The following is a 21220-nucleotide window of genomic DNA, read 5'->3' as shown; positions in this document are numbered from 1 at the left end:
TCGCGCGGGACGTCTTCGGCCGGCCCTCCCCGTCGGTCAGTGGGCGGTCGTGCCCTGTTCCACAGCGGCGGAAGAACCCTGGGGCGGCACTGTGGCGGCCCCGCCGAAGGCGTACTCGCGCAGCTTGCGCCACACGCCGTCGGCGCCCTGCTCGTAGAGGGCGAAGCCGGTGCAGGGCCAGTGGGCCTCGTAGTCGGCAAGCTCCTCGTACGCGCGGTCCATGGCTTCTTCGTCGATGCCGTGGGCGACCGTGACGTGCGGGTGGTAGGGGAACTGGAGTTCGCGGGCGACGGGGCCGGAGGCGTCGCGGACCTGCTTCTGGAGCCAGGTGCAGGCCTCGGCGCCCTCGGCGACCTGGACGAACACCACCGGTGACAGCGGGCGGAAGGTGCCGGTGCCGGACAGCCGCATCGGGAACGCGCGGCCGGCCGCGGCGACCTCGGTGAGGTGCGCCTCGATGGCGGGCAGCGCGCCTTCCTCGACCTCCGTCGGGGGCAGCAGGGTGACATGCGTGGGGATGCCGTGAGCCGCGGCGTCGCCGAAGCCCGCGCGCAGCTGTTGGAGCTGGCTGCCGTGAGGCTCCGGGACCGCGATCGACACGCCGATCGTTACGGTCCCCACGTCGTCTCCTGTCTTCCCTCTCGGGTGTCTGGGGTCTTCCCCTTGTCGGGTTCGTCCCGGCCGTCCGGCTATCGACTGTACGGCCACGCCTGTGTTGTGGGCAGGCGCAACCGTAGTGATGTGCAGCGCTCTGTCCAGTGGTACGTCTGTGCGGTCCCTGTGCGGTGGTACGCGTGCGTGCTCGGCTCAGTGCTTGGCGGGCAGGAAGCCGACCCGGTCGTAGGCCTGGGCCAGCGTCTCCGCCGCGACGGCACGCGCCTTCTCCGCACCCTTGGCCAGAATCGAGTCCAGCGTCTCCGGGTCGTCCAGATACTGCTGGGTGCGCTCACGGAACGGCGTCACGAACTCGACCATGACCTCGGCGAGGTCCGTCTTGAGCGCACCGTAGCCCTTGCCGTCGTACTTCTGCTCCAGTTCCGCGATACCCGTGCCCGTGAGGGTCGAGTAGATGGTGAGCAGGTTGCTGACGCCGGGCTTGTTCTCGGCGTCGAAGCGGATGACGGTGTCGGTGTCGGTGACCGCGCTCTTGACCTTCTTGGCGGTGGTCTTCGGGTCGTCGAGGAGGTTGATGAGGCCCTTCGGCGTGGACGCCGACTTGCTCATCTTGATCGACGGGTCCTGAAGGTCGTAGATCTTCGCCGTCTCCTTGAGGATGTACGGCTTCGGAAGCGTGAAGGTGTCGCCGAAGCGGCCGTTGAAGCGCGTGGCGAGGTCGCGGGTGAGCTCGATGTGCTGGCGCTGGTCCTCGCCGACGGGGACCTCGTTGGCCTGGTACAGCAGGATGTCCGCGACCTGGAGGATCGGGTACGTGAAGAGGCCGACGCTGGCGCGGTCGGCGCCCTGCTTGGCGGACTTGTCCTTGAACTGGGTCATGCGGGAGGCCTCGCCGAAGCCGGTGAGGCAGTTGAAGACCCAGGCGAGCTGCGCGTGCTCGGGGACATGGCTCTGGACGAAGAGCGTGCAGCGCTCGGGGTCGAGGCCGGCCGCGAGGAGCTGGGCGGCGGCCAGACGCGTGTTGGCGCGCAGGTCGGCCGGGTCCTGCGGAAGCGTGATCGCGTGCAGGTCGACGACCATGTAGAACGCGTCGTGGGACTCCTGCAAGGCCACCCACTGACGGACGGCGCCGAGGTAGTTGCCGAGGTGGAACGAGCCTGCGGTGGGCTGGATTCCGGAGAGCACACGGGGACGATCAGAGGCCATGCTCACCATTCTCTCAGGTCGACCGCCCCGATCCGGAACTGGTCGGAAACAGATGGGAACCGATCCGTCTCCCGCGGTGTAACAAAGGCGTGAGAACGCGGGAGGGGGGCCGCATCGTCGATGAGGCCGCGGTGATCGCACGCGTACGCGCCGGGGAGCCAGAGGCGTACGCGGAGCTGGTGCGCGCCCACACGGGCATCGCGCTCCGGGCGGCCGCGGCGCTCGGGGCGGGTGCGGACGCGGAGGACGTCGTGCAGCAGGCCTTCGTCAAGGCGTACTGCGCGCTGGGCAGGTTCAAGGACGGCGCGTCGTTCCGGCCGTGGCTGCTGTCGATCGTCGCCAATGAGACGAGGAACACAGTGCGGACGGCGGCCCGGCAGCGCACGCTCGCGGGCCGGGAGGCAGCCTTCGTGGAGGCGGAGCCGCTGATACCGGAATCGGCGGACCCTGCGGCGCGGGCCCTTGCGACAGAGCGTCGCGCCGCGCTCCAGTCCGCCCTGGAGAAACTGAGCGAGGAGCACCGCCTGGTCGTCACGTACCGCTATCTGCTGGACATGGACGAGTCGGAGACGGCCCAGGCCCTGGGCTGGCCCCGGGGGACGGTGAAGTCCCGGCTCAACCGCGCGCTGCGGAAACTGGGCCGACTGCTGCCGGACGCCGAGCTTCGGGAAGGGGGTGATGAGCGTGAGTGAGGGACGGAAGGGCTACGACGGTGAGGGCGGCCGTGGCCCCGGGGGCGTCGGCGGCCGGGGGCCGCGCGGACGTGACCGCGGTAGGGAGCGCGAGGTGCACCCTTCCCGGCTGCCGGAGGAGCTGCGGGCGCTCGGGCGGTCGCTGAACGCTGCCGACGGGGCGGAGGGTTCCCTCGGGTCCGAGACGATGGTCGAGCGGGTGCTGGGTCAGATACTGGCCGAGCGGTTGCCGGCCCCGGTGCCCGAACCCCGGGGCCCCCAGGAGCGGCTGCGGGCCGTCCGCCGCTGGACGCGGGTGCGGTGGCGCTCGCTGACCGCGACGCTGTGCGGCCTGCTCACGGTGCTCGCGCTCACCCCGCCCGTGCGGGCCGCGGTCTATGACTGGTTCGACTTCGGTGGCGTCGAGGTGCGCTACGACCCTTCGGCGCGGCCCTCTCCGGGGGCCGAGGTGCCCGGCTGCGGTCGGTCGGTGTCGTGGGCGCAGGCCGTGCGGCGGGCCGGGTTCGAGCCGCTGGTGCCGGACGCGCTCGGTGCCCCGGACGCGGTGTCGGTGGCGGGTGGGGCGCGGGGACGGTTCGTGGTCAGTCTCTGCTGGCGCGAGCGCGGAGGGACGGTTCGGGTGGACGAGTTCGCGGCGGGGCTGGATCTGACCTTCGCGAAGACCGTGCGCGAGCAGCCGGAGTGGATCTCTCTGGGCGGCTCCGCAGTCGCCGGTTCGCAGGACACCGCGCTGTGGTTCCCCCGTCCCCACCTGCTGAGCTTCTGGCTGCTGGACGCGGACGGGAAGCGCTACACCCGGCAGGAGAGGACCGCCGGGCCGACCTTGCTGTGGAGCCGTCGGGCGGGTTCGGCGGAGGTGACGCTGCGGCTGGAGGGGGTGGCGTCGAAGGCCCGGGCGCTGGAGATCGCGAAGTCGGTGCCGAGCCCGGTCGCGGAGCCTTCGGGGGCTTCCTCGGATTAGTGCGGGCGGGGTGGGAACCCCGGCGGGCCGAGCGGTGTACCAGAAGTGACACACGGCTCGCGGGGACCGGGCGGGCCGTTCGGCATCGGCAGGTTGGGGGCTCGGGATGCACAGGCAGGGAAGCGGTTGGAGGGGTGGCTGTCGTCGGCTGACGGCGGTGGCAGGGGTGTCGACGGCGGCTCTCGGGCTCGCCCTCGGGAGTGCGGGGCCGGCGGCGGCCGGTGGTCCGACCAGCGTGCTGATCGTCTCGCCGGAGAGCGCGGAGACGGCATCGCTGTACTACTCCGACCGGGAGTACGGCACGCTGGAGCGGCTGCTGGGAGAACCGGGCGCGGGCGCGGCGGACAAGCCGCCCGAGGCCGACCTGATCGCCGGCCCACAGATCAACGTGACGTGGATGGTGCACGACGTGTCGCCGTGGCGGGTCGACCGCGTGTACCCGGCGGCGGACTCGCAGGCGGTCTGGATCCATACGGCCGCGAACCTGGACGAGTCGACGAACGGCACCTGGCACCGCGCCCAGCAGCCGAAGGTGCTCCGCGGCCTCCTGAAGGACCTGGGCGTGATGGGCAAGGCTTCCGCCGGCGACTCCGCCGTGGAGTACCCGCCGCCCTGGGACACGTACGGCGGGGACACGGAAGCGACGCGGAGCCCGGATCCGACGCTCGCCGCGTCCGCTGCGCGATCGTCGGGGGCGGGTGACGCCACCGACTGGTGGTGGGCACTGCCAGGGCTCGCGGTCGGGGCCGGCGGGACGCTGCTGATACGCCGCGCGGCGGCCCGGCAGAAGGCCGAACCGCCGCGGGAGGAACCGCGTCAGGAGCTCATCGATCTGTGATCGACCCCTGAGCTGCTTCTGATCGATCGACGATCTTCGTGAGTCGCCGTTCCTTGACAACTCAACAGGGCGTTTGTCAGCCCAGGTCGATCTCCGGGTACAGCGGGAAGCCCGCCACCAGGTCGGTCGCGCGGTGCGAGATCTCGTCGGCGACCTTGGCGTCCAGGACGTGCGCGGCCTTGGAGGGCGCGCCCGACTTGGTGGTGCCCGGCTCGGTGGTGGTGAGGACGCGGTCGATGAGACCGGCGACCTCGTCCATCTCGGCGGTGCCCAGGCCGCGGGTGGTCAGGGCGGGGGTGCCGATGCGGATGCCGGAGGTGTACCAGGCGCCGTTGGGGTCGGCGGGGATCGCGTTGCGGTTGGTGACGATGCCGGAGTCGAGGAGCGCGGCCTCGGCCTGGCGGCCGGTGAGGCCGTAGGAGGTGGCGACGTCGATCAGGTTGAGGTGGTTGTCGGTGCCGCCGGTCACCAGCGTCGCGCCCCGGCGCATCAGGCCTTCCGCGAGGGCCCGGGAGTTGTCGACGATGCGCTGGGCGTAGTCCTGGAAGGCGGGCTGCCGGGCCTCCGCCAGCGCGACCGCCTTCGCGGCCATGACGTGCGGGAGCGGGCCGCCGAGGACCATCGGGCAGCCGCGGTCGACCTGGTCCTTGAGGGAGTCGTCGCACAGGACCATGCCGCCGCGCGGGCCGCGCAGGGACTTGTGGGTGGTGGTGGTGACGATCTGGGCGTGCGGGACCGGGTCGAAGTCGCCGGTCAGCACCTTGCCCGCGACGAGACCGGCGAAGTGCGCCATGTCCACCATCAGGGTCGCCCCGACCTCGTCGGCGATCTCGCGCATGATGCGGAAGTTCACCAGCCGGGGGTAGGCGGAGTAGCCGGCGACGAGGATGAGCGGCTTGAAGTCACGGGCGGAGACGCGCAGCGCCTCGTAGTCGATCAGCCCGGTCGCCGGGTCGGTGCCGTAGGAGCGCTGGTCGAACATCTTGCCGGAGATGTTGGGGCGGAAGCCGTGGGTGAGGTGGCCGCCGGCGTCCAGGGACATGCCGAGCATGCGCTGGTTGCCGAAGGCCTGGCGGAGTTCGGCCCAGTCGGCGTCGGTGAGGTCGTTGACCTGGCGGGCGCCGGTCTTCTCCAGGAACGGGGCCTCGACGCGGTCGGCGAGGACGGACCAGAAGGCGACGAGGTTGGCGTCGATGCCGGAGTGCGGCTGGACGTAGGCGTGGCGGGCGCCGAAGAGCTCCTTGGCGTGCTCGGCGGCGAGGGATTCGACGGTGTCGACGTTGCGACAGCCGGCGTAGAAGCGGCGGCCGATGGTGCCCTCGGCGTACTTGTCGCTGAACCAGTTGCCCATGGCCAGCAGGGTGGCCGGGGAGGCGTAGTTCTCGGAGGCGATCAGCTTGAGCATCTCGCGCTGGTCGTGGACCTCCTGGCCGATGGCGTCGGCGACGCGCGGCTCGACCGCGCGGATCACGTCGAGGGCGGCGCGAAAGGCGGTGGACTCGCTGGACAGGGGCTGCTGCTCTGACATGTCGTCGGCCTCCGGATGGCGTGGCGGGTTGCGGTCACGATTCACGGCTCGGCCCAGGCGCACGGCACTCGGTCATTCACAGGCCGCTCCCCGATGGTCCGTCCCATCCCAGCGCGCCAGTCACGGCCCGCCGATCAGCCTACCGGGCGCGCCGTACGCCGGAGGTGCCGCGTCCACCATGCGAGCGACGATGGAAGGGGGCCGTCCTCATCCCTGGGAGTGCCCGTGAACGCCACGGAGAAGCTCATCGCCTCGGCCGAAGCCCACACCGCGCACACCTATCATCCGCTGCCCGTGGTCGTGGCGACGGCGGACGGGGCGTGGCTGACGGATGTGGAGGGGAGGCGGTATCTGGATCTGCTGGCCGGTTATTCGGCGCTCAACTTCGGCCATCGCAACCGGCGACTCGTCGATGCGGCGAAGGCTCAGCTGGAGCGGGTGACGTTGACGAGCCGGGCCTTCCACCACGACCGGTTCGCCGCGTTCTGCTCCGAGCTGGCCGAGCTGTGCGGGATGGAACTGGTGCTGCCGATGAACACCGGCGCGGAGGCGGTGGAGACGGCGGTGAAGACCGCTCGGAAGTGGGGGTACCGGGTCAAGGGCGTGCCCGCGGAGATGGCGAAGATCGTGGTGGCGGGGAACAACTTCCACGGCCGCACCACCACGCTGATCAGCTTCTCCACCGACCCCGAGGCGCGGGCGGACTACGGTCCGTACACTCCCGGCTTCGAGATCGTGCCGTTCGGTGATCTGACGGCGATGCGCGCGGCGGTCACGGAGAACACAGTGGCCGTGCTGCTGGAGCCGATCCAGGGCGAGGCGGGAGTCCTGGTCCCGCCGGCCGGCTATCTCCCCGCGGTCCGGGAGCTGACCCGCGAGCGGGATGTGCTGTTCGTCGCGGACGAGATCCAGTCGGGCCTGGGCCGGACCGGCCGGACGTTCGCCTGCGAGCACGAGAACGTGGTCCCGGACATGTACGTCCTCGGCAAGGCGCTGGGCGGCGGGGTCGTACCGGTCTCGGCGGTGGTGTCGAGCGCGGAGGTCCTGGGGGTCTTCCGGCCCGGTGAACACGGTTCGACGTTCGGTGGCAACCCCTTGGCCTGTGCGGTCGCGCTGGAGGTGATCGCCATGCTGCGAACAGGCGAGTACCAGGCACGCGCCGCCGAACTGGGCGCTCATCTCCACCGCGAACTAGAGAAGTTGACCGCCACCGGCCGCGCGACAGCGGTACGCGGCCGGGGCCTGTGGGCGGGCGTGGACATCGCCCCCACCCACGGGACGGGCCGGGAGATCTCCGAGAGGCTGATGCACCGGGGCGTACTCGTCAAGGAGACCCACGGCCGCACGATCCGCATCGCTCCGCCGCTGGTGATCAGCGAGGAGGATCTGGACTGGGGGTTGGCTCAGCTGGCGGCAGTACTTCGCTAGGCCGGTCACACCGGCTTTCGGCCCCAGGCGCTCACCATGAAGTTGGGGAGGTAGGTGGTGCCATGGTTCTTCGTCAGGGTGATGACGTCCTCGATGTCCCAGTCGGTCACCTCGCCGGTGGCCAGGAGGCGGGGGCGCAGTGAGCGGAGGGTGAGCGGGAGGAAGACCGCGTCGCCGCCGGTGCGGACCGGGGCGTGGACCTGGGCGCCGACCTCGGTCAGGCCGGCGTCCGTCAGGGCCTGGGACAGGCTGCGACCGGTGCCGGGGGCCACGTCGGCGGCGCCGAAGGCGGCGCGGAGGGCGCGGCCGAGGCGTTCGGCCGGCTCGGTGTAGCCGGGGTAGTAGCCGGCGGCGGCCGGTTCCGTCGGACCGTCGATGTCGAAGTCCTCGACGATCACCCAGCCGCCGGGGCGGGTCGCCGCGACCAGTCGGCGCAGGGCCTCGTCGCGGTCGGGGAGGTGCTCGATCACGGCCCGCGCGTGGACGAGGTCGAAGGAGGCGTCGGGGAGGTCGTCCGCGCGCAGATCGTGGGTGCGGATCTCCAGGTTGGACAGTCCGTGGGTGTTGGCGAAGCTGGTGTCGACGTCGGTGGCGAGGACACGCCCTGCGGCGCCGACCTGCTTGGCCAGCCAGCGCGCGATACTGCCGGCGCCGCAGCCCACCTCCAGGCAGCGCCAGCCGTCGGCGACTCCCAGCTCGGTCAGGCGGTGGCGGCTCTGGCTGTCGTAGATCTCCTCCAGCGCCAGCAGCCGCCCGTGTTCCCGCTCCCAGGAGGTGTCGAAGACGTATCCGCTCTCCATCGTGGCCGTGTCGCCCACCGATCGCCCCTCTCCGTTGGTCGTGGGCCGAACATTGTGTCGTGTCAGAGAATCACGTGCGGCAGAAAGCGCGCGTATTCGTCGGTCACCAGTCCGGCCGACTCGCGGATGCCGAGGCCCGCCGACTCGTCCTCGACGACCCACGCGCCCAGAACGACACGGTTGCCGTCGAAGTCGGGCAGAGGCGCCAACTCCTGGTAGCAGCAGGCCTCTTCGCGCAGGACAGGGGCGGTGCCGGTGGTGTCGGGGGCGTGGACGGTGACGCCGGCGCCCTCGCGGCCGAGCAGTGGTTTGGCCACGTAGCCCTTCGTCGTCGCCAGCTCCCGCGGCCCGTCGAGGTAGGCGGGGAGGAGGTTCGGATGGCCGGGATAAAGCTCCCAGAGAATGGCCAGAAGTGCCTTGTTGCTCAGGAGCATCTTCCAGGCGGGCTCGATCCACAGGGTGGTGCCGGTGCCGCCGCCGTTGTCGAGGGTGTCGAGGACGTGGTCGGCGAAGCGGTCGGTGGTCAGCCACTCCCACGGGTAGAGCTTGAAGCAGCTGCGGATGAAGCGGAGTTGCTGGTCGACGAAGCGGCCGGAGAGGCGGTCCCAGCCGATCTCCTCCATGGAGATCCAGGCGGTGTCGAGGCCGGCCTGCTCGGCGGTCTCCTGGAGGTAGGCGACCGTCATCAGGTCCTCGCCGAGCTCGTCGTCGGAGGAGTACGCGAAGTACAGCGGGCTGCCCGGCGGGAGCAGCGCGGCCTGCTTCTTCCAGGCGGCGACGAGGCGTTCGTGCAGGGAGTTCCACTGGTCGGCGCCGGGGAAGCGCTCCTCCATCCAGAACCACTGCGGGGAGGCGGCCTCGACGAGGGAGGTGGGGGTGTCGGCGTTGTACTCCAGCAGCTTGGCCGGGCCGCTGCCGTCGTAGCGGAGGTCGAAGCGGCCGTAGACGGAGGGGAGTTCGGCGCGGCGGCGCCAGGCCTCGGCGACCGTGTCGGCGACGCGCGGGTCGGTGATGCCGAGGTCGGCGAAGCGGTTCGCGGTGACGATGTGGTCCGCCGCCGCCAGGCACATGCGGTGCAGCTCCTCGACCACGTCCTCCAGGGCCTCGACCTCCTCCAGGGAGAAGGCGTAGTAGGCGCTCTCGTCCCAGTAGGGGCGCAGGGAGTCGTCGGGGTAGCGAGTGAGCGGGTAGATCAGGCCCTGTTCCTCGACGGTCTGCTGCCAGCCGGGGCGGGGCTCGATGGTGCGGCGTTCCATGGCGTCTCTCTGTGGCCTGTCCGTACGTCCGTGCGCCCGCGCTCAGCCGCCGCCGCTGCCGCCGGAGCAGCCGAAGCCGCCGCGGTCGACGGCCTCGCTCTTGCTGAAGGTGCCGTAGTCGGCGCGGCCGTTGCTGACGTCGGCGTCGTAGTACCAGGCGGCGTCGGCGCTCTGGCCGGTGCCGGACTTCTTCTTGCCGCCCTTGGCCGAGGACGAGCCGGAGCTGCCGGTGTTGCAGTTCCTGTCGGCGACGACCTTGTAGCCCTCGTAGGTGTAGCTGTCGCGGTCGACGCAGCGGCGGTCGGGGTCGGAGCCGCAGGAGGTCAGTGCCGCCGCGACGACTCCCATGCCGCCGAGCACGACCGTGCTGGAGCGCAGCCGTCGCCGAGTTTCCGCCATGGTCTCTGTCTCCCCCGTGGTTTGTCGGGCCGTTGTCCGGCGGTCAGCCTAGAGATCGGTGAGAGTGCCCGCGCAACCACCCCGTCCGTCTTCACCGCTCCCCTACAGTCGCTTTGTGCTCTTTGGGATGGTGTGTGCGCTCGGTGCGGCGGTCTGTTTCGGTACGGCGACGGTGTTGCAGGCGGTCGCCGCGCGGGCGGCCGGTGCCGGTGGGGGCGGCGAGGCGGCGCTGCTGCTGCGGGCGGTGCGGCAGTGGCGGTATGTGGCGGGGCTGGCGTTGGACGGGCTGGGGTTCGTGCTGCAGATCGTGGCGCTGCGGTCGGTGCCGATCTACGCGGTCGGGGCGGCGCTGGCGTCGAGCCTCGCGGTGACGGCGGTGGTCGCGGCGCGGTTGCTGCGGGTGCGGTTGAGCGGGGCGGAGTGGGCGGCGGTGGCGGTGGTGTGTGCCGGGCTCGCGATGCTGGGGGTGGCGTCCGGGACGGAGGGGGATCTGGGCGGGCCGGAGGCGCTGAAGTGGGTGATGCTCGGGGTGGCCGTGGGGGTGCTGCTGCTCGGGCTCGCGGGTGGGCGGCTGTCCGGGCGCTGGCGTGGGCCGGTGCTCGGGCTGGGGGCGGGGTTCGGGTTCGGGGTGGTCGAGGTGGCGGTGCGGTTGATCGACTCACTCGCCCCGTCGTCGCTGCTCACGCATCCGGCGACGTATGCGCTGCTCATCGGCGGGGGCGCCGCGTTCCTCTGTCTGACGTCGGCGTTGCAGCGGGGTTCGGTGACGACGGCGACCGCGGCGATGGTGATCGGGGAGACGGTCGGGCCCGCGCTGGTGGGGGTGGTGTGGCTCGGGGACCGTACGAGGGAGGGGCTGGAGTGGCTGGCGGTGCTGGGGTTCCTGGTGGCGGTGGTCGGCGCGCTGGGATTGGCGCGGTTCGGGGAGGCGCCGGCCTCCGGGGGTGAGGCGGCCGGGGAGGGTGCGGAAAGGGCGACCGGCGCGGAAGCATCCCGGTGAGCGCCCCGGCGACGGCTCCTCGGACAGCCCGCGACGGACACCCCGCGACGCTTCGAGCAAGCCCCTGACTCCCCTGGCCGACCCACCCAGGTCCTCGGCTCGCCGGTGACGGTCGACGCGGCACGCAGCTGGAAGCCGCCGGGGACCCTCAAGCTCCGCACCGTCGGCCCACTCGCCCCCACGCCCTCACCCCGCCCCCACCCCCTACGGCATCGCCCTGCACAACGCCTCCAGCGCACCCGCCCACCCGCTGTCCGACGGGGTGCCGTAGCCGACGACCACCGCGTCCAGGCCATCGGGGAGGGCGTCGGGGTGGCGGAAGTAGGAGAGGCCGTGGAGGGCCACGCCCTGCCAGGCGGCGGACCGGACGACGGAGTGCTCGGTGCCGGGCGGGAGGCGGAGGACGGCGTGGAGGCCGGCGGCGATGCCGGTGATGTGGACGTCGGGGGCCTCTGCGGTGAGGGCGGTGAGCAGGGCGTCCCGGCGGCGGCGGTAGCGGAGGCGGGAGGCGCGGACGTGGCGGTCGTAGGCGCCGGAGGTGAGGAACTCCGCCAGGGTCAGCTGGTCCAGGGCGCTGGAGGTGTCGACCTTGCCCTTCGCCGCCGCGGTCTCCGCCGCCAGGGACGGGGGCAGCACCATCCAGGCCAGCCGGAGGCCGGGGGCCAGGGCCTTGCTCGCGGTGCCGAGGTAGACGACACGGTCCGGGTCGAGGCCCTGGAGGGCGCCGACGGGTTGGCGGTCGTAGCGGAACTCGCCGTCGTAGTCGTCCTCCAGGACCAGGCCGCCGGTGCGGCGTGCCCAGTCGACCACCGCGGTGCGGCGGCTCCGGTGGAGCGGGAGGCCCATCGGGAACTGGTGGGCGGAGGTGAGCAGGACCGCGCCCGCGTCGCCGAGATCCCCCGGGTCGGTGCCCCGGTCGTCGTAGGGCAGGGGTGGGGTGCGCAGGCCGGCTTGGGTGAGCTGGTTCCAGTGTGCGTCGAGGCCGTACGACTCCACGGCGACGGTGTGGACGCCGCGGGCCCGCAGGACCGTGCCGAGCAGGCGCAGGCCGTGGGCGATGCCCGAGCACACCAGGATGCGGTCGGGGTCGGCGCGGACGCCGCGGGCGCGGGCGAGGTAGCCGGCGAGGGCGGTGCGCAGTTCGGGGCGGCCACGGGGGTCGCCGTAGCCGAGGACGTGGTGCGGGGCCGCGAGGAGGGCGCGGCGGGCGGCCTTGAGCCACTCGGCACGGGGGAAGGCGGCCAGGTCGGGGGTGCCAGGGCGGAAGTCGTGGGTGGGGCGGTGCGGGGCGCGGGGGCCCGGGCCGCCCGTGGGCGAGGGCGGGGGCGTCGCCGTGCCTTCCGCGACCCTCGTGCCCGAGCCCTGCCGGGCGGTGAGCCAGCCTTCGGCGACCAGGTCGGCGTAGGCGTCGGCGACCGTGTTGCGGGCGATGCCCAGGTCGGTGGCGAGGCTGCGGGAGGAGGGCAGCCGGGTGCCCGGGGCCAGGCGGCCGGTGCGGACCGCCTCGCGCAGGGCGTCGGTCAGGCCCCGGCGCAGGTGTGGACCGGCGGGTTCCAGATGGAGGTCGACGCCCAAAGTGGCCCATGATTTCGCCATGGGAATGGACCATACCGGTGGGCTGCCTGGAATCTAGGGTCGAGGACATGACGACGCACACCGACGACAGGACACCCACCGACCGCACCGGCCACGCCACCGTGGGCTACGCCCCCGAGCACACCCCGCGCCTCGCCTGGGCCGAGCAGGCGCCCGAGGTCTTCAAGGCGATGATCCGGCTCGACGCCGCCGCCCGGAAGGGCCTCGACCCGAAGCTGCTGGAGCTGGTGAAGGTCCGCGCCTCGCAGATCAACCATTGCGCGCTCTGCGTCGACATGCACAGCAAGGACGCGCTGGCGGCGGGCGAGAGCGTGGAGCGGATCGTGCAGCTCAGCGCGTGGGAGGAGTCGGAGCACTTCTACACCGAGCGGGAGCTGGCGGCGCTGGCGCTGACGGAGGCCGTGACGGTGCTGACCGACGGGTTCGTGCCGGACGCGGTGTACGAGCGGGCGGCGGCGCACTTCGAGGACGCCGAGCTGGCGCAGCTGATCGCGGCGATCACGGTGATCAACGCGTGGAACCGGTTCGGGGTGACCTGCCGGCTCGTGCCCGGGCACTACCAGCCGGGCCACAAGTGACGGCGCGTACGCGGCTGTTGGACACGTCGGTCGCGCAGGCCATGTCCACGCTCAGCGCCGCCGCGAAGAGAGGCCTCGGGGACCCCGCGCTCGCCGAACTCGTCGTGATCCGGGCCTCGCAGCTCAACCACTGCGCGTTCTGCCTCGACATGCATCTGCGCATCGCCCGCGAACACGGGGTGCCGGAGCGGCAGTTGGATCTGCTGGCCGCCTGGGAGGAGGCCGAGGGGGTCTTCGACGAGCGGGAGCGGGCGGCGCTCGCGCTGACGGAGGCGATGACCGTCCTCACCGGGGGCACCTCCCAGGCTTTCGGCTCTGGGGGAGGGTTCGTGCCGGACGCGGTGTACGAGAGCGCCCCCAAGCACTTCGACGACACGGAACTCGCCCATCTGATCGGGCTGGTCGTCGCCATCAACAACTGGAACCGGGTGATGGTGAGCCGACGCGTCCCGCCGGGAGGTCACACACCATGAGCGTCGGAGGGGCACCCGTCATGAGCAAGGTCGAGATCTTCCGTCGGCTCCATCGGCGCCGGGCCGCCGACGATCCGCTCGTGCTCCCGGGGCCGTGGGACGCCGCCAGCGCCCGGGTGTTCGCCGAGGCCGGCTACCCGGCGCTCGCGACGCCCAGCGCGGGGGTCGCCGCCTCGCTGGGCCATGAGGACGGGCAGACCCCGGCCGACGAGATGTTCGCGGCGGTCACGCGGATCACCCGGGCCGTGGACGTACCGGTGTCGGCGGACGTCGAGGACGGGTACGGGCTGGCTCCCAAGGAGCTGGTCGAGCGGCTGCTGGAGGCGGGTGCCGTGGGCTGCAACCTTGAGGACTCCAACGGGGGTGTCCTCAAGGACCCGCACCAGCATGCCGAGTGGCTCGCCGAGGTGCGCTACGCGGCCGGGGGCGAGCTCTTCGTCAACGCCCGTATCGACACCTTCCTGCACGGCGACGGCGATCCCGAACAGGCCATCGAGCGGGCCGCGTTGTACACGGCAGCGGGCGCCGACTGCGTGTATCCGATCACCGCCCCGGCGGATGTACTGCCGCTGCTGCGGTCCGGGATCCACGGGCCGGTGAACGTGTTCGCGAAGGTCGGCACGGGCCCCTCGCCCGCCGAACTCGGCGAACTCGGGGCCACGCGGGTCACGTTCGGGCCGGGGTTGCAGCGGCGGGCGGCCGCGATCCTCCATGAGCTCGTCCAGGAAATGGGCTGATCCAGCAGCCAGGAGGGGTCAGGACAGCCACGTCCGCCACGTCGACTCATGGCCCTCGACCCACTTCTTCGCCGCCTGCTCCGGCGTCAGCTTCTGGTCGGCGATCATCAGGGCGACCTCGTTCTGGTCCTCGGTCGTCCACCGGAACTTCTTCAGGAAGGCCGCTGCCTTCCCGCCGGAGCGGGCGAAGTCGGAGTTGAGGTACTTCTCCAGCGGGGTGTGCGGATAGGCGCAGGCGACCTTCGCCGGGTCGGCGTCGCAGCCCTCCTTGTAGGCGGGGAGCTTCACCTCGGTCATGGGGACCTTCTTGAACAGCCACTGCGGCGCGTACCAGTAGGTGAGGAAGGGCTTCTTCTCCTTGGCGAACTGCCTGATCTGGGTGATCTGGGCGGCCTCGGAGCCGGCGAAGACGACCTGGTAGTCCAGGTCCAGGTTCGCCACGAGCGCCTTGTCGTTGGTGACGTACGACGGGGAGCCGTCCATGAGCTGGCCCTTGCCGCCGCTCTCCGCGGTGCGCATGAGGTCGGCGTACTTGTCGAGGTTCTTCCAGTTGGTGACGTCCGGGTGCTGCTTGGCGAAGTACGTGGGGACGTACCAGCCGATGTGCCCGGTCACGCCGAGTTCGCCGCCGCGCGTGATGGTCTTCTTGTCGTCGACGTAGCGCTGTTCCTGTTCGGGGTGGCCCCAGTCCTCCAGGATCGCGTCGACCCGGCCCTGGCTGAGCGCGTCCCAGGCGGGGACCTCGTCGACCTGCACGGTGTCGACGCGGTAGCCGAGCTCGTGCTCCAGGAGGTACTGGGCGACGGCCACGTTGGCCTGGGCGCCGACCCAGGACTGGACGGAGAGGGTCACCGTCTTCGAGCCCTGGGCGTTGGCGAACGGCGAGGCCTGTTTGGTCATGTCGGCGGCGCCGCAGCCGGTCAGGAGCACCAGTGAGGCCACGGCAGCGGTGGTACGTACGCGCATGTCACGCTCCCTTCTTCGTACGGCGTTCCGTCGGCTGGGTCACCCGGTCGAGCATCAGGCCGAGGCAGACGATCGCGGCACCGGCCACCAGACCGGTCGCGAGGTCGCCCTGGGCGAGGCCGAAGACGACGTCGTAGCCGAGGGCGCCACCGCCGACCAGGCCGCCGATGATGACGACGGCGAGGACCAGGACCACGCCCTGGTTGACGGCGAGCAGCAACGCCGGGCGGGCGAGCGGGAGTTGGACCTGGCGCAGCTGCTGCCAGCTCGTGGCGCCGAGGGAGTCGGAGGACTCCATCGCCGCCGCGTCGACCTGGCGCAGTCCCTGGGTGGTGATGCGGACGACGGCGGGCAGCGCGTAGACGACGGCCGCGGCGACGGCGGGGGCACGGCCGACGCCGAACAGGGCGACGACCGGGATGAGATAGACGAACTGCGGCATCGTCTGGAAGACGTCCAGGACGGGGCGCAGGGCCCGTTCGAGGCGGTCGCTGCGGGCCGCGGCGATGCCGGTCGCGAAGCCGATGACCAGGGTGACGGCGACGGCGGCGAGGACCTGGGAGAGGGTGTCGAGGGCCGGCGTCCAGACGCCCAGGACGCCGATCGCGGCCATGGCGAGGACCGCGGTGAGCGCGGTCTGCCAGGTGCCGATCAGCCAGGCCAGGGCGGCGACCACCAGCAGCACCGACCACCAGGGCAGCCAGGTCAGTCCGTCCCGGAGCGGGTTGAGGACCCAGGTGGTGAAGTGGGCGGCCCAGTCGGCGGTGCCGCCGACGACGGGGACGCCGGAGTAGAGGTGGTCGGTCATCCAGTCGACGGCGCGGTTGACGGGCTCGGCGATCCGCACGGTCCAGGCGTCGGGCCAGTCGAGGCGGCCCATGAGGCGTCCGGCGACGGCGATCGCGAGGGCGGCGACGAGGGCGTACAGCCATCCCGTGCGGCGCGGCTCCGCGGACGGGGAGCCGTTGCCCGCCGCCCCGGTGACCCGGTCCAGGACGACGGCCAGCAGCACGATCGGGATGCCGGCGGCGAGGGCCGCGCCGACGTCGACGGAGGCGAGCGCCTGGTAGACGCGGTCGCCGAGGCCGCCGGCGCCGATGACCGACGCGATGACCGCCATCGACAGGGCCATCATGATCGTCTGGTTGAGGCCGAGGAGGAGTTCCTTGCGGGCCAGCGGGATACGGGCCGTCAGCAGGCCCTGGCGGGCGGTCGCGCCCAGGGACCGCACCGCCTCCAGCACCTCCTTGTCGGCGCCGCGCAGGCCGAGCGCGGTGAGGCGGGCCATGGGCGGGGCGGCGTAGACGACCGTGGCGAGGACGGCGGCGGGGACGCCCATGCCGAAGACCAGGACGACCGGGAGGAGGTAGGCGTAGGCCGGGAGGACCTGCATGGTGTCGAGGACCGGACGCAGGGCCCTGTTCAGGCGGTCGGAGAGACCGCCGGCCAGCCCGAGCAGCGCGCCCACGACCACGGACGCGGCGACGGCCACGGCCATCAGGGCCAGGGTCTGCATGGTCGGCACCCACATGCCCAGCCAGCCGCAGGTGAGGAACGCGGCCACCGTGCCCAGGGCGAGGCGCAGGCCCGCGACCCGCCAGGCCACGAGGGCGCTCAGGGCGGTCACGCCGGCCCAGCCGGCCGCGAGCAGCACCAGGTAGACGGCCCGTACGCAGAGCACGATCGCGTTGCTGACGTGGCCGAAGAAGTAGAGGAAGAGGGGGTGGGTGTCGCGGTTGTCGACGATCCAGGTGCTGGCGTTGGTGAGGGGCTTGGTGAGGTCGACGGTCAGGGCGTCCGGCCAGGCGCCGCCGGCCCAGCGGGCGTTCGCCAGCGGGACGAGGACGGCGGCGGCCAGGGCGAGCAGCCCGAGCTTGTGGACGGCGCGGTGCTTGAGGACGGTGGGCACGGTCCGCGGGGAGAACGCGGTGATCGCAGCCATCAGACCGCCTCCTTGGCCGTGCCGGCCACCACCCCGAGCAGCCCGTCGGCGTCCACCACCCCGACGCACCGCCCCTCGTCCACGACCCGTGCCGGCTCGCCCGAGCGGGCCACGGCCTCGATGGCCTCCGAGACCGTGGCGTCCGGCGCCACCGCCGGGCCGGTGACCGCGTCCCCGTCCGAGGGCGTCCGCATCGCCGTCCGGACCGTCAGGACCTGCTCGCGCGGTACGTCGCGGACGAACTCGCGGACGTAGTCGTCGGCCGGGGAGCCCACGATCTCCTCCGGGGTGCCCAGTTGGACCACCTTGCCGTCGCGCATCAGGGCGATGCGGTCGCCCAGCTTCAGGGCCTCGCTCAGGTCGTGCGTGATGAAGACCATCGTGCGGCCCTCCTCGCGGTGCAGGCGGACGACCTCCTCCTGCATGTCCCGGCGGATCAGCGGGTCGAGCGCGCTGAAGGGCTCGTCGAAGAGGAGGACCTCCGGGTCCACCGCCAACGCCCGTGCGAGGCCCACGCGTTGGCGCTGGCCGCCGGAGAGCTGGCTGGGCCTGCGCTGTTCCATGCCGTCCAGGCCGACCTTGGCGACGACCTCGGCCGCGCGTGCCCGGCGTTCGGCCTTGCCCATGCCCTGGATCTCCAGGCCGTAGGCGACGTTGTCGAGGACCGTGCGGTGCGGGAGGAGGCCGAAGTGCTGGAAGACCATGGCGGCGCGGTGGCGGCGCAGTTCCCGCAGCCGGGGCTTGTCCATGGCGCGGACGTCCTCGCCGTCGATGGCGATGGTGCCGGCCGTCGGCTCGATGAGCCGGGTCAGACAGCGCACCAGCGTGGACTTGCCCGAGCCGGACAGTCCCATCACCACGAAGACCTCGCCCTTGCGGACGTCGAAGGAGACGTCCCGGACGGCGGCGGTGCAGCCGGTGCGGGCGCGCAGGTCGGCGGGGTCGAGGGCGGTGAGTTCGGGATCGGCGGGGATCCGGTCGGCCTTCGGACCGAAGACCTTCCAGAGCCCGTTCACAGAGAAGACAGGGGTCTCGGCGAGAACAGCATCACTCATCAGGCACCGCCTCCGATCAGGTCCACGGCTTTCTCACCGACCATGAGCACCCCGATCATCGGGTTCACGGCCGTCATCGTCGGGAAGACCGACGCGTCGGCGATCCGGATGCCCTCCAGGCCACGGATGCGCAACTCGGGGTCGACCACCGCGAGTTCGTCGTCCAGGGCGCCCATGCGGCAGGTGCCCGCCGGGTGGTAGACGGTGTGGGCGACCTTGCGGGCGTACTCGCTCAGTTCCTCGTCGCCGGTGACCTCCGGGCCCGGGCACACCTCGCGCTTGAGCCAGCCCGCCAGCGGCTCGGTCCGCGCTATCTCACGGGCGATGCGGATGCCGTCGACCAGGGTGCGGGCGTCGTAGTCGTCCTCGTCGGTGAAGTAGCGGAAGTCCAGGGCCGGTTTGACCGACGGGTCGGCGCTGGTCAGGTAGAGGCGGCCGCGGCTCTTCGGCTTGGGGATGTTGGGGGTCATCGAGACGCCGTACCGGGGGCGTTCGTAGCCCAGGCGCTCGGGGTTGTCGGTGAAGGGGACCTGGTAGAAGTGGAACATCAGGTCCGGGCCCGGGTGTTCGGGGTCGCGGCGGACGAACAGGCCCGCGTCGGAGTCCATCGCGGAGTTCTCCGGGATGGGGCCGTTCGTCTCCCAGACGATGACCGACTCGGGGTGGTCGAGGAGGTTCTCGCCGACGCCCGGCAGGTCGTGGACGACGGGGATGCCGAGGGCCTCCAGGTCGCGCGCGGGGCCGATACCCGAGTGCAGCAGCAGCCGGGGCGAGTCGACGGCGCCCGCGCACAGCAGCACCTCGTTCCGGGCGCGTACGACGAACTCCTCGCCGTCCTTGGCGCGGACATGGACGCCGCGGGCGCGGGTGCCGTCGAGGTCGAGGCGGTGCGCCCAGGTCTCCAGCAGGATCGTGAGGTTGGGGCGCTGGTCCATCACCGGGTGCAGATACGCCACGGACGCCGAGGACCGCTTGTTGTTCTCGGGGTGGTAGGCGAGGTCGAAGAAGCCGACGCCGTCGTCGAAGGGCCGGCGGTTGAAGCCCTCGACGCGCGGGACGCCCGTCGCCTTCTGCGCGGCGTCGACGAAGTCGCGGGCGATGGCGTTCCGGTCCTTCTCGTCGACGGGGACGATGTTGTTGAGCAGCCGCGCGTAGTACGCCTCCATCGGCACCGCGCCCCATCCCTTGGCGCCGTTCGCCTCCCACTCGTCCCAGTCGGACGGCAGCGGCTTGAAGGAGATCAGGGTGTTGTGCGAGGAGCAGCCGCCCAGGACGCGGGCGCGGCTGTGCCGGATGTGGGAGTTGCCGCGGGGCTGCTCCACCGTCGGGTAGTCGTAGTCGAGGTCGCCGCCGAGGAGGCCCATCCAGCGGCGCAGGGTGAGGACGTCCTCGCGGTCGACGTCGCTGGGGCCGCCCTCGATGACGGCGACGGTGACGTCGGGGTTCTCGGTGAGGCGGGAGGCGATGACGGAACCGGCGGTGCCGCCGCCTATGACGACGTAGTCGTAGAGATGATTGGTCTCTGGCATGGGGGTACTCCTGAAGCGTGCGGGGTGGAGGCCGGCCCGTGAACGGGCAATCTGCGAGCCGACGGGCGGGTCGGCCTGCGGACCGGGCGGGTCGGCCCATGGACGACGGAGGGCTCAGCCTGCGAACCAGCGGACCGGCTTCGGCGCGAGGTTCTGATAGATGTGCTTGCTCTCGCGGTACTCGGCGAGCCCGGCGGGGCCCAGCTCACGCCCCGTCCCGCTCTTGCCGAAGCCGCCCCACTCCGCCTGCGGGAGATAGGGGTGGAAGTCGTTGATCCAGACGGTGCCGTGCCGCAGCCGGCCGGCGACGCGGCGGGCGCGTCCCGCGTCGGCGGTCCAGACGGCGCCGGCGAGGCCGTACTCGGTGTCGTTGGCGAGGAGGACCGCCTCGTCCTCCGTCCGGAAGGTCTCGACGGTGAGGACCGGGCCGAAGACCTCCTCACGGACGACCTTCATCTCGCGGTGGCAGGCGTCGAGGACGGTCGGCTCGTAGAAGTACCCCTCGCCGAGCCCCTCCGGCCGCTTGCCGCCGGTGCGCAGCACCGCGCCCTCCGCCAGCGCCGAGGCGATGTACGCCTCGACCTTGGCACGCTGCTGCTCGGAGACGAGCGGGCCGCACTCGACGCCGTCGTCGGTGCCGCGGCCCAGCCTGATCCGGCCTGCCCGGGCGGCGAGTTCGGCGACGAAGCGCTCGCGCACCGACTCCTCGACGATCAGGCGGCTTCCCGCCGAGCAGACCTGGCCGCTGTGGATGAAGGCCGCGTTGAGGGCCTGGTCGACGGCGGTGTCGAAGCCCTCCTCGGTGGCGCAGGCGTCGGCGAAGACGACGTTGGGGTTCTTGCCGCCGAGTTCCAGGGCGACCTTCTTGACCGAAGGGGCCGCGGCCCGCGCCACCTTGGTGCCGCTGACCAGGCCGCCGGTGAAGGAGACGAGGTCGACGTCGGGGTGCTCGGCGAGCCGGGCGCCGACCGAGGCGCCGGGCCCGGTGACGATGTTGGCGACCCCGGCCGGCAGACCCGCCTCGACCAGCAGCTCGATCAGGGCGACGGTCGTCAGCGGGGTGATCTCGCTGGGCTTGACGACGAAGGTGTTCCCCGCGGCGAGCGCCGGGGCGATCTTCCAACTGGCCTGGAGGAGCGGGTAGTTCCAGGGGGTGATGAGGGCGCAGACCCCCACCGGCTCGTGCACCACGACGCTGTGGATGTCGGGCGAGCCCGCGTCGACGACCCGGCCGCCGGACTCGGCGGCGACGAGACCGGCGAAGTAGCGGAAGGCGTCGGCGACACAGTCGATGTCGACGCGGCCCTCTTCGAGCGTCTTGCCCGCGTCGCGGCTCTCCAGCAGGCCGAGCCGTTCGCGGTCGCGGATGAGGAGGTCGGCGACGCGGTAGAGGAGGGCGGCGCGCTCGGCGACCGGGGTGCGTGGCCAGTCGCCGTGGTCGAAGGCCTGGCGGGCGGCGGCGACGGCCAGGTCGGTGTCCTTCTCGTCCCCTTCGGCGACGACGGCGAAGGGCTGCGCGTCCGCGGGGTCGATGATGTCGCGGGTCGCGCCGGAGAGGGCTGCGCGCCACTCGCCGCCCGCGTGGATCGTCTGCTGGGCCTGCTGTCCGGCCATGATCGGT

General features: G+C 72.0%; 20 protein-coding genes and 1 riboswitch. Of the genes, 8 read left to right on the top strand and 12 right to left on the bottom strand.

Annotated features, from left to right (window positions below):
* Positions 1-36: 36 nt before the first annotated feature.
* Both EJC51_RS30020 and trpS read right to left on the bottom strand, forming a co-directional pair.
* Positions 37-621: a 2'-5' RNA ligase family protein gene (locus EJC51_RS30020; RefSeq protein WP_126273928.1), complete on the bottom strand. Its 585-nt coding sequence runs from the start codon at positions 619-621 to the stop codon at positions 37-39.
* A 186-nt stretch (positions 622-807) separates the two neighbouring features.
* Positions 808-1821, bottom strand: coding sequence for a tryptophan--tRNA ligase (gene trpS, locus EJC51_RS30015; RefSeq protein WP_126273927.1), 1014 nt, complete (start codon positions 1819-1821; stop codon positions 808-810).
* A 131-nt stretch (positions 1822-1952) separates the two neighbouring features.
* On the opposite strand from trpS, the gene EJC51_RS30010 reads away from it, so the two are divergent.
* From EJC51_RS30010 to EJC51_RS30000, 3 genes are all read left to right on the top strand, one after another.
* A complete protein-coding gene (locus EJC51_RS30010; protein ID WP_126273926.1) occupies positions 1953-2513 on the top strand; it encodes an RNA polymerase sigma factor in 561 nt (186 codons plus the stop codon).
* Positions 2500-3474, top strand: coding sequence for a hypothetical protein (locus EJC51_RS30005; protein WP_244362907.1), 975 nt, complete (start codon positions 2500-2502; stop codon positions 3472-3474). The genes EJC51_RS30010 and EJC51_RS30005 overlap by 14 nt, the downstream gene beginning before the upstream one ends.
* 166 nt (positions 3475-3640) lie before the next feature.
* Entirely contained in the window at positions 3641-4312 is a 672-nt protein-coding gene (locus EJC51_RS30000) for a hypothetical protein (protein ID WP_244362905.1), read from the top strand.
* A gap of 76 nt (positions 4313-4388) precedes the next feature.
* Here the strand turns inward: EJC51_RS30000 and EJC51_RS29995 are convergent, their stop codons facing one another.
* Positions 4389-5840, bottom strand: coding sequence for a glycine hydroxymethyltransferase (locus EJC51_RS29995; RefSeq protein WP_126273925.1), 1452 nt, complete (start codon positions 5838-5840; stop codon positions 4389-4391).
* Positions 5841-5884: 44 nt separating this feature from the next.
* A riboswitch (ZMP/ZTP riboswitch) is annotated at positions 5885-5974 on the bottom strand.
* 91 nt (positions 5975-6065) lie between these two features.
* On the opposite strand from EJC51_RS29995, the gene rocD reads away from it, so the two are divergent.
* Complete coding sequence (gene rocD, locus EJC51_RS29990; RefSeq protein WP_126273924.1) at positions 6066-7268, top strand: ornithine--oxo-acid transaminase; 1203 nt, start codon at positions 6066-6068, stop codon at positions 7266-7268.
* 5 nt (positions 7269-7273) lie between these two features.
* On the opposite strand, the gene EJC51_RS29985 is transcribed toward rocD, so the two are convergent.
* Genes EJC51_RS29985 through EJC51_RS29975 form a run of 3 tightly spaced genes read right to left on the bottom strand, consistent with a single transcriptional unit; the run spans position 7274 to position 9723 of the window.
* On the bottom strand, positions 7274-8086 hold the full coding sequence (locus EJC51_RS29985; RefSeq protein ID WP_126273923.1) for a class I SAM-dependent methyltransferase: 813 nt from the start codon (positions 8084-8086) through the stop codon (positions 7274-7276).
* A gap of 44 nt (positions 8087-8130) precedes the next feature.
* Positions 8131-9324 carry a glutathionylspermidine synthase family protein gene (locus EJC51_RS29980; RefSeq protein WP_126273922.1) on the bottom strand — a complete coding sequence of 398 codons (1194 nt, stop codon included), beginning with the start codon at positions 9322-9324 and terminating at the stop codon, positions 8131-8133.
* Between the two features lie 42 nt (positions 9325-9366).
* Complete coding sequence (locus EJC51_RS29975) at positions 9367-9723, bottom strand: hypothetical protein (RefSeq protein WP_126273921.1); 357 nt, start codon at positions 9721-9723, stop codon at positions 9367-9369.
* A 127-nt stretch (positions 9724-9850) separates the two neighbouring features.
* Between EJC51_RS29975 and EJC51_RS29970 the strand changes: the two genes are divergently transcribed.
* On the top strand, positions 9851-10723 hold the full coding sequence (locus tag EJC51_RS29970; protein WP_126277178.1) for a DMT family protein: 873 nt from the start codon (positions 9851-9853) through the stop codon (positions 10721-10723).
* A 204-nt stretch (positions 10724-10927) separates the two neighbouring features.
* On the opposite strand, the gene pdxR is transcribed toward EJC51_RS29970, so the two are convergent.
* Complete coding sequence (gene pdxR / locus EJC51_RS29965; protein WP_126273920.1) at positions 10928-12319, bottom strand: MocR-like pyridoxine biosynthesis transcription factor PdxR; 1392 nt, start codon at positions 12317-12319, stop codon at positions 10928-10930.
* A 47-nt stretch (positions 12320-12366) separates the two neighbouring features.
* Between pdxR and EJC51_RS29960 the strand changes: the two genes are divergently transcribed.
* Genes EJC51_RS29960 through EJC51_RS29950 form a run of 3 tightly spaced genes read left to right on the top strand, consistent with a single transcriptional unit; the run spans position 12367 to position 14107 of the window.
* A complete protein-coding gene (locus EJC51_RS29960; protein WP_126273919.1) occupies positions 12367-12897 on the top strand; it encodes a carboxymuconolactone decarboxylase family protein in 531 nt (176 codons plus the stop codon).
* Positions 12894-13370, top strand: a complete 477-nt coding sequence (locus EJC51_RS29955; protein ID WP_126273918.1) for a carboxymuconolactone decarboxylase family protein — start codon at positions 12894-12896, stop codon at positions 13368-13370. Before EJC51_RS29960 ends, EJC51_RS29955 begins: the two co-directional genes overlap by 4 nt.
* 20 nt (positions 13371-13390) lie before the next feature.
* Entirely contained in the window at positions 13391-14107 is a 717-nt protein-coding gene (locus tag EJC51_RS29950) for an isocitrate lyase/PEP mutase family protein (RefSeq protein WP_126273917.1), read from the top strand.
* Between the two features lie 18 nt (positions 14108-14125).
* Here EJC51_RS29950 and EJC51_RS29945 read toward each other — a convergent pair whose 3' ends face one another.
* The 5 genes from EJC51_RS29945 to EJC51_RS29925 form a co-directional block, all read right to left on the bottom strand.
* Positions 14126-15073 carry an ABC transporter substrate-binding protein gene (locus tag EJC51_RS29945; RefSeq protein WP_126273916.1) on the bottom strand — a complete coding sequence of 316 codons (948 nt, stop codon included), beginning with the start codon at positions 15071-15073 and terminating at the stop codon, positions 14126-14128.
* Between the two features lies 1 nt (position 15074).
* A complete protein-coding gene (locus EJC51_RS29940; RefSeq protein WP_126273915.1) occupies positions 15075-17015 on the bottom strand; it encodes an ABC transporter permease in 1941 nt (646 codons plus the stop codon).
* Positions 17015-18070, bottom strand: coding sequence for a quaternary amine ABC transporter ATP-binding protein (locus EJC51_RS29935; protein WP_126273914.1), 1056 nt, complete (start codon positions 18068-18070; stop codon positions 17015-17017). The genes EJC51_RS29940 and EJC51_RS29935 overlap by 1 nt, the downstream gene beginning before the upstream one ends.
* On the bottom strand, positions 18070-19599 hold the full coding sequence (locus EJC51_RS29930; RefSeq protein ID WP_126273913.1) for a GMC family oxidoreductase: 1530 nt from the start codon (positions 19597-19599) through the stop codon (positions 18070-18072). Before EJC51_RS29930 ends, EJC51_RS29935 begins: the two co-directional genes overlap by 1 nt.
* 114 nt (positions 19600-19713) lie before the next feature.
* A complete protein-coding gene (locus EJC51_RS29925) occupies positions 19714-21213 on the bottom strand; it encodes an aldehyde dehydrogenase family protein (protein ID WP_126273912.1) in 1500 nt (499 codons plus the stop codon).
* Between the last annotated feature and the right edge of the window lie 7 nt (positions 21214-21220).

The sequence above is a fragment of the Streptomyces aquilus genome (assembly GCF_003955715.1).
Taxonomy (GTDB): Bacteria; Actinomycetota; Actinomycetes; order Streptomycetales; family Streptomycetaceae; genus Streptomyces; species Streptomyces aquilus.
This window is presented reverse-complemented; position numbering and strand designations above follow the sequence as displayed.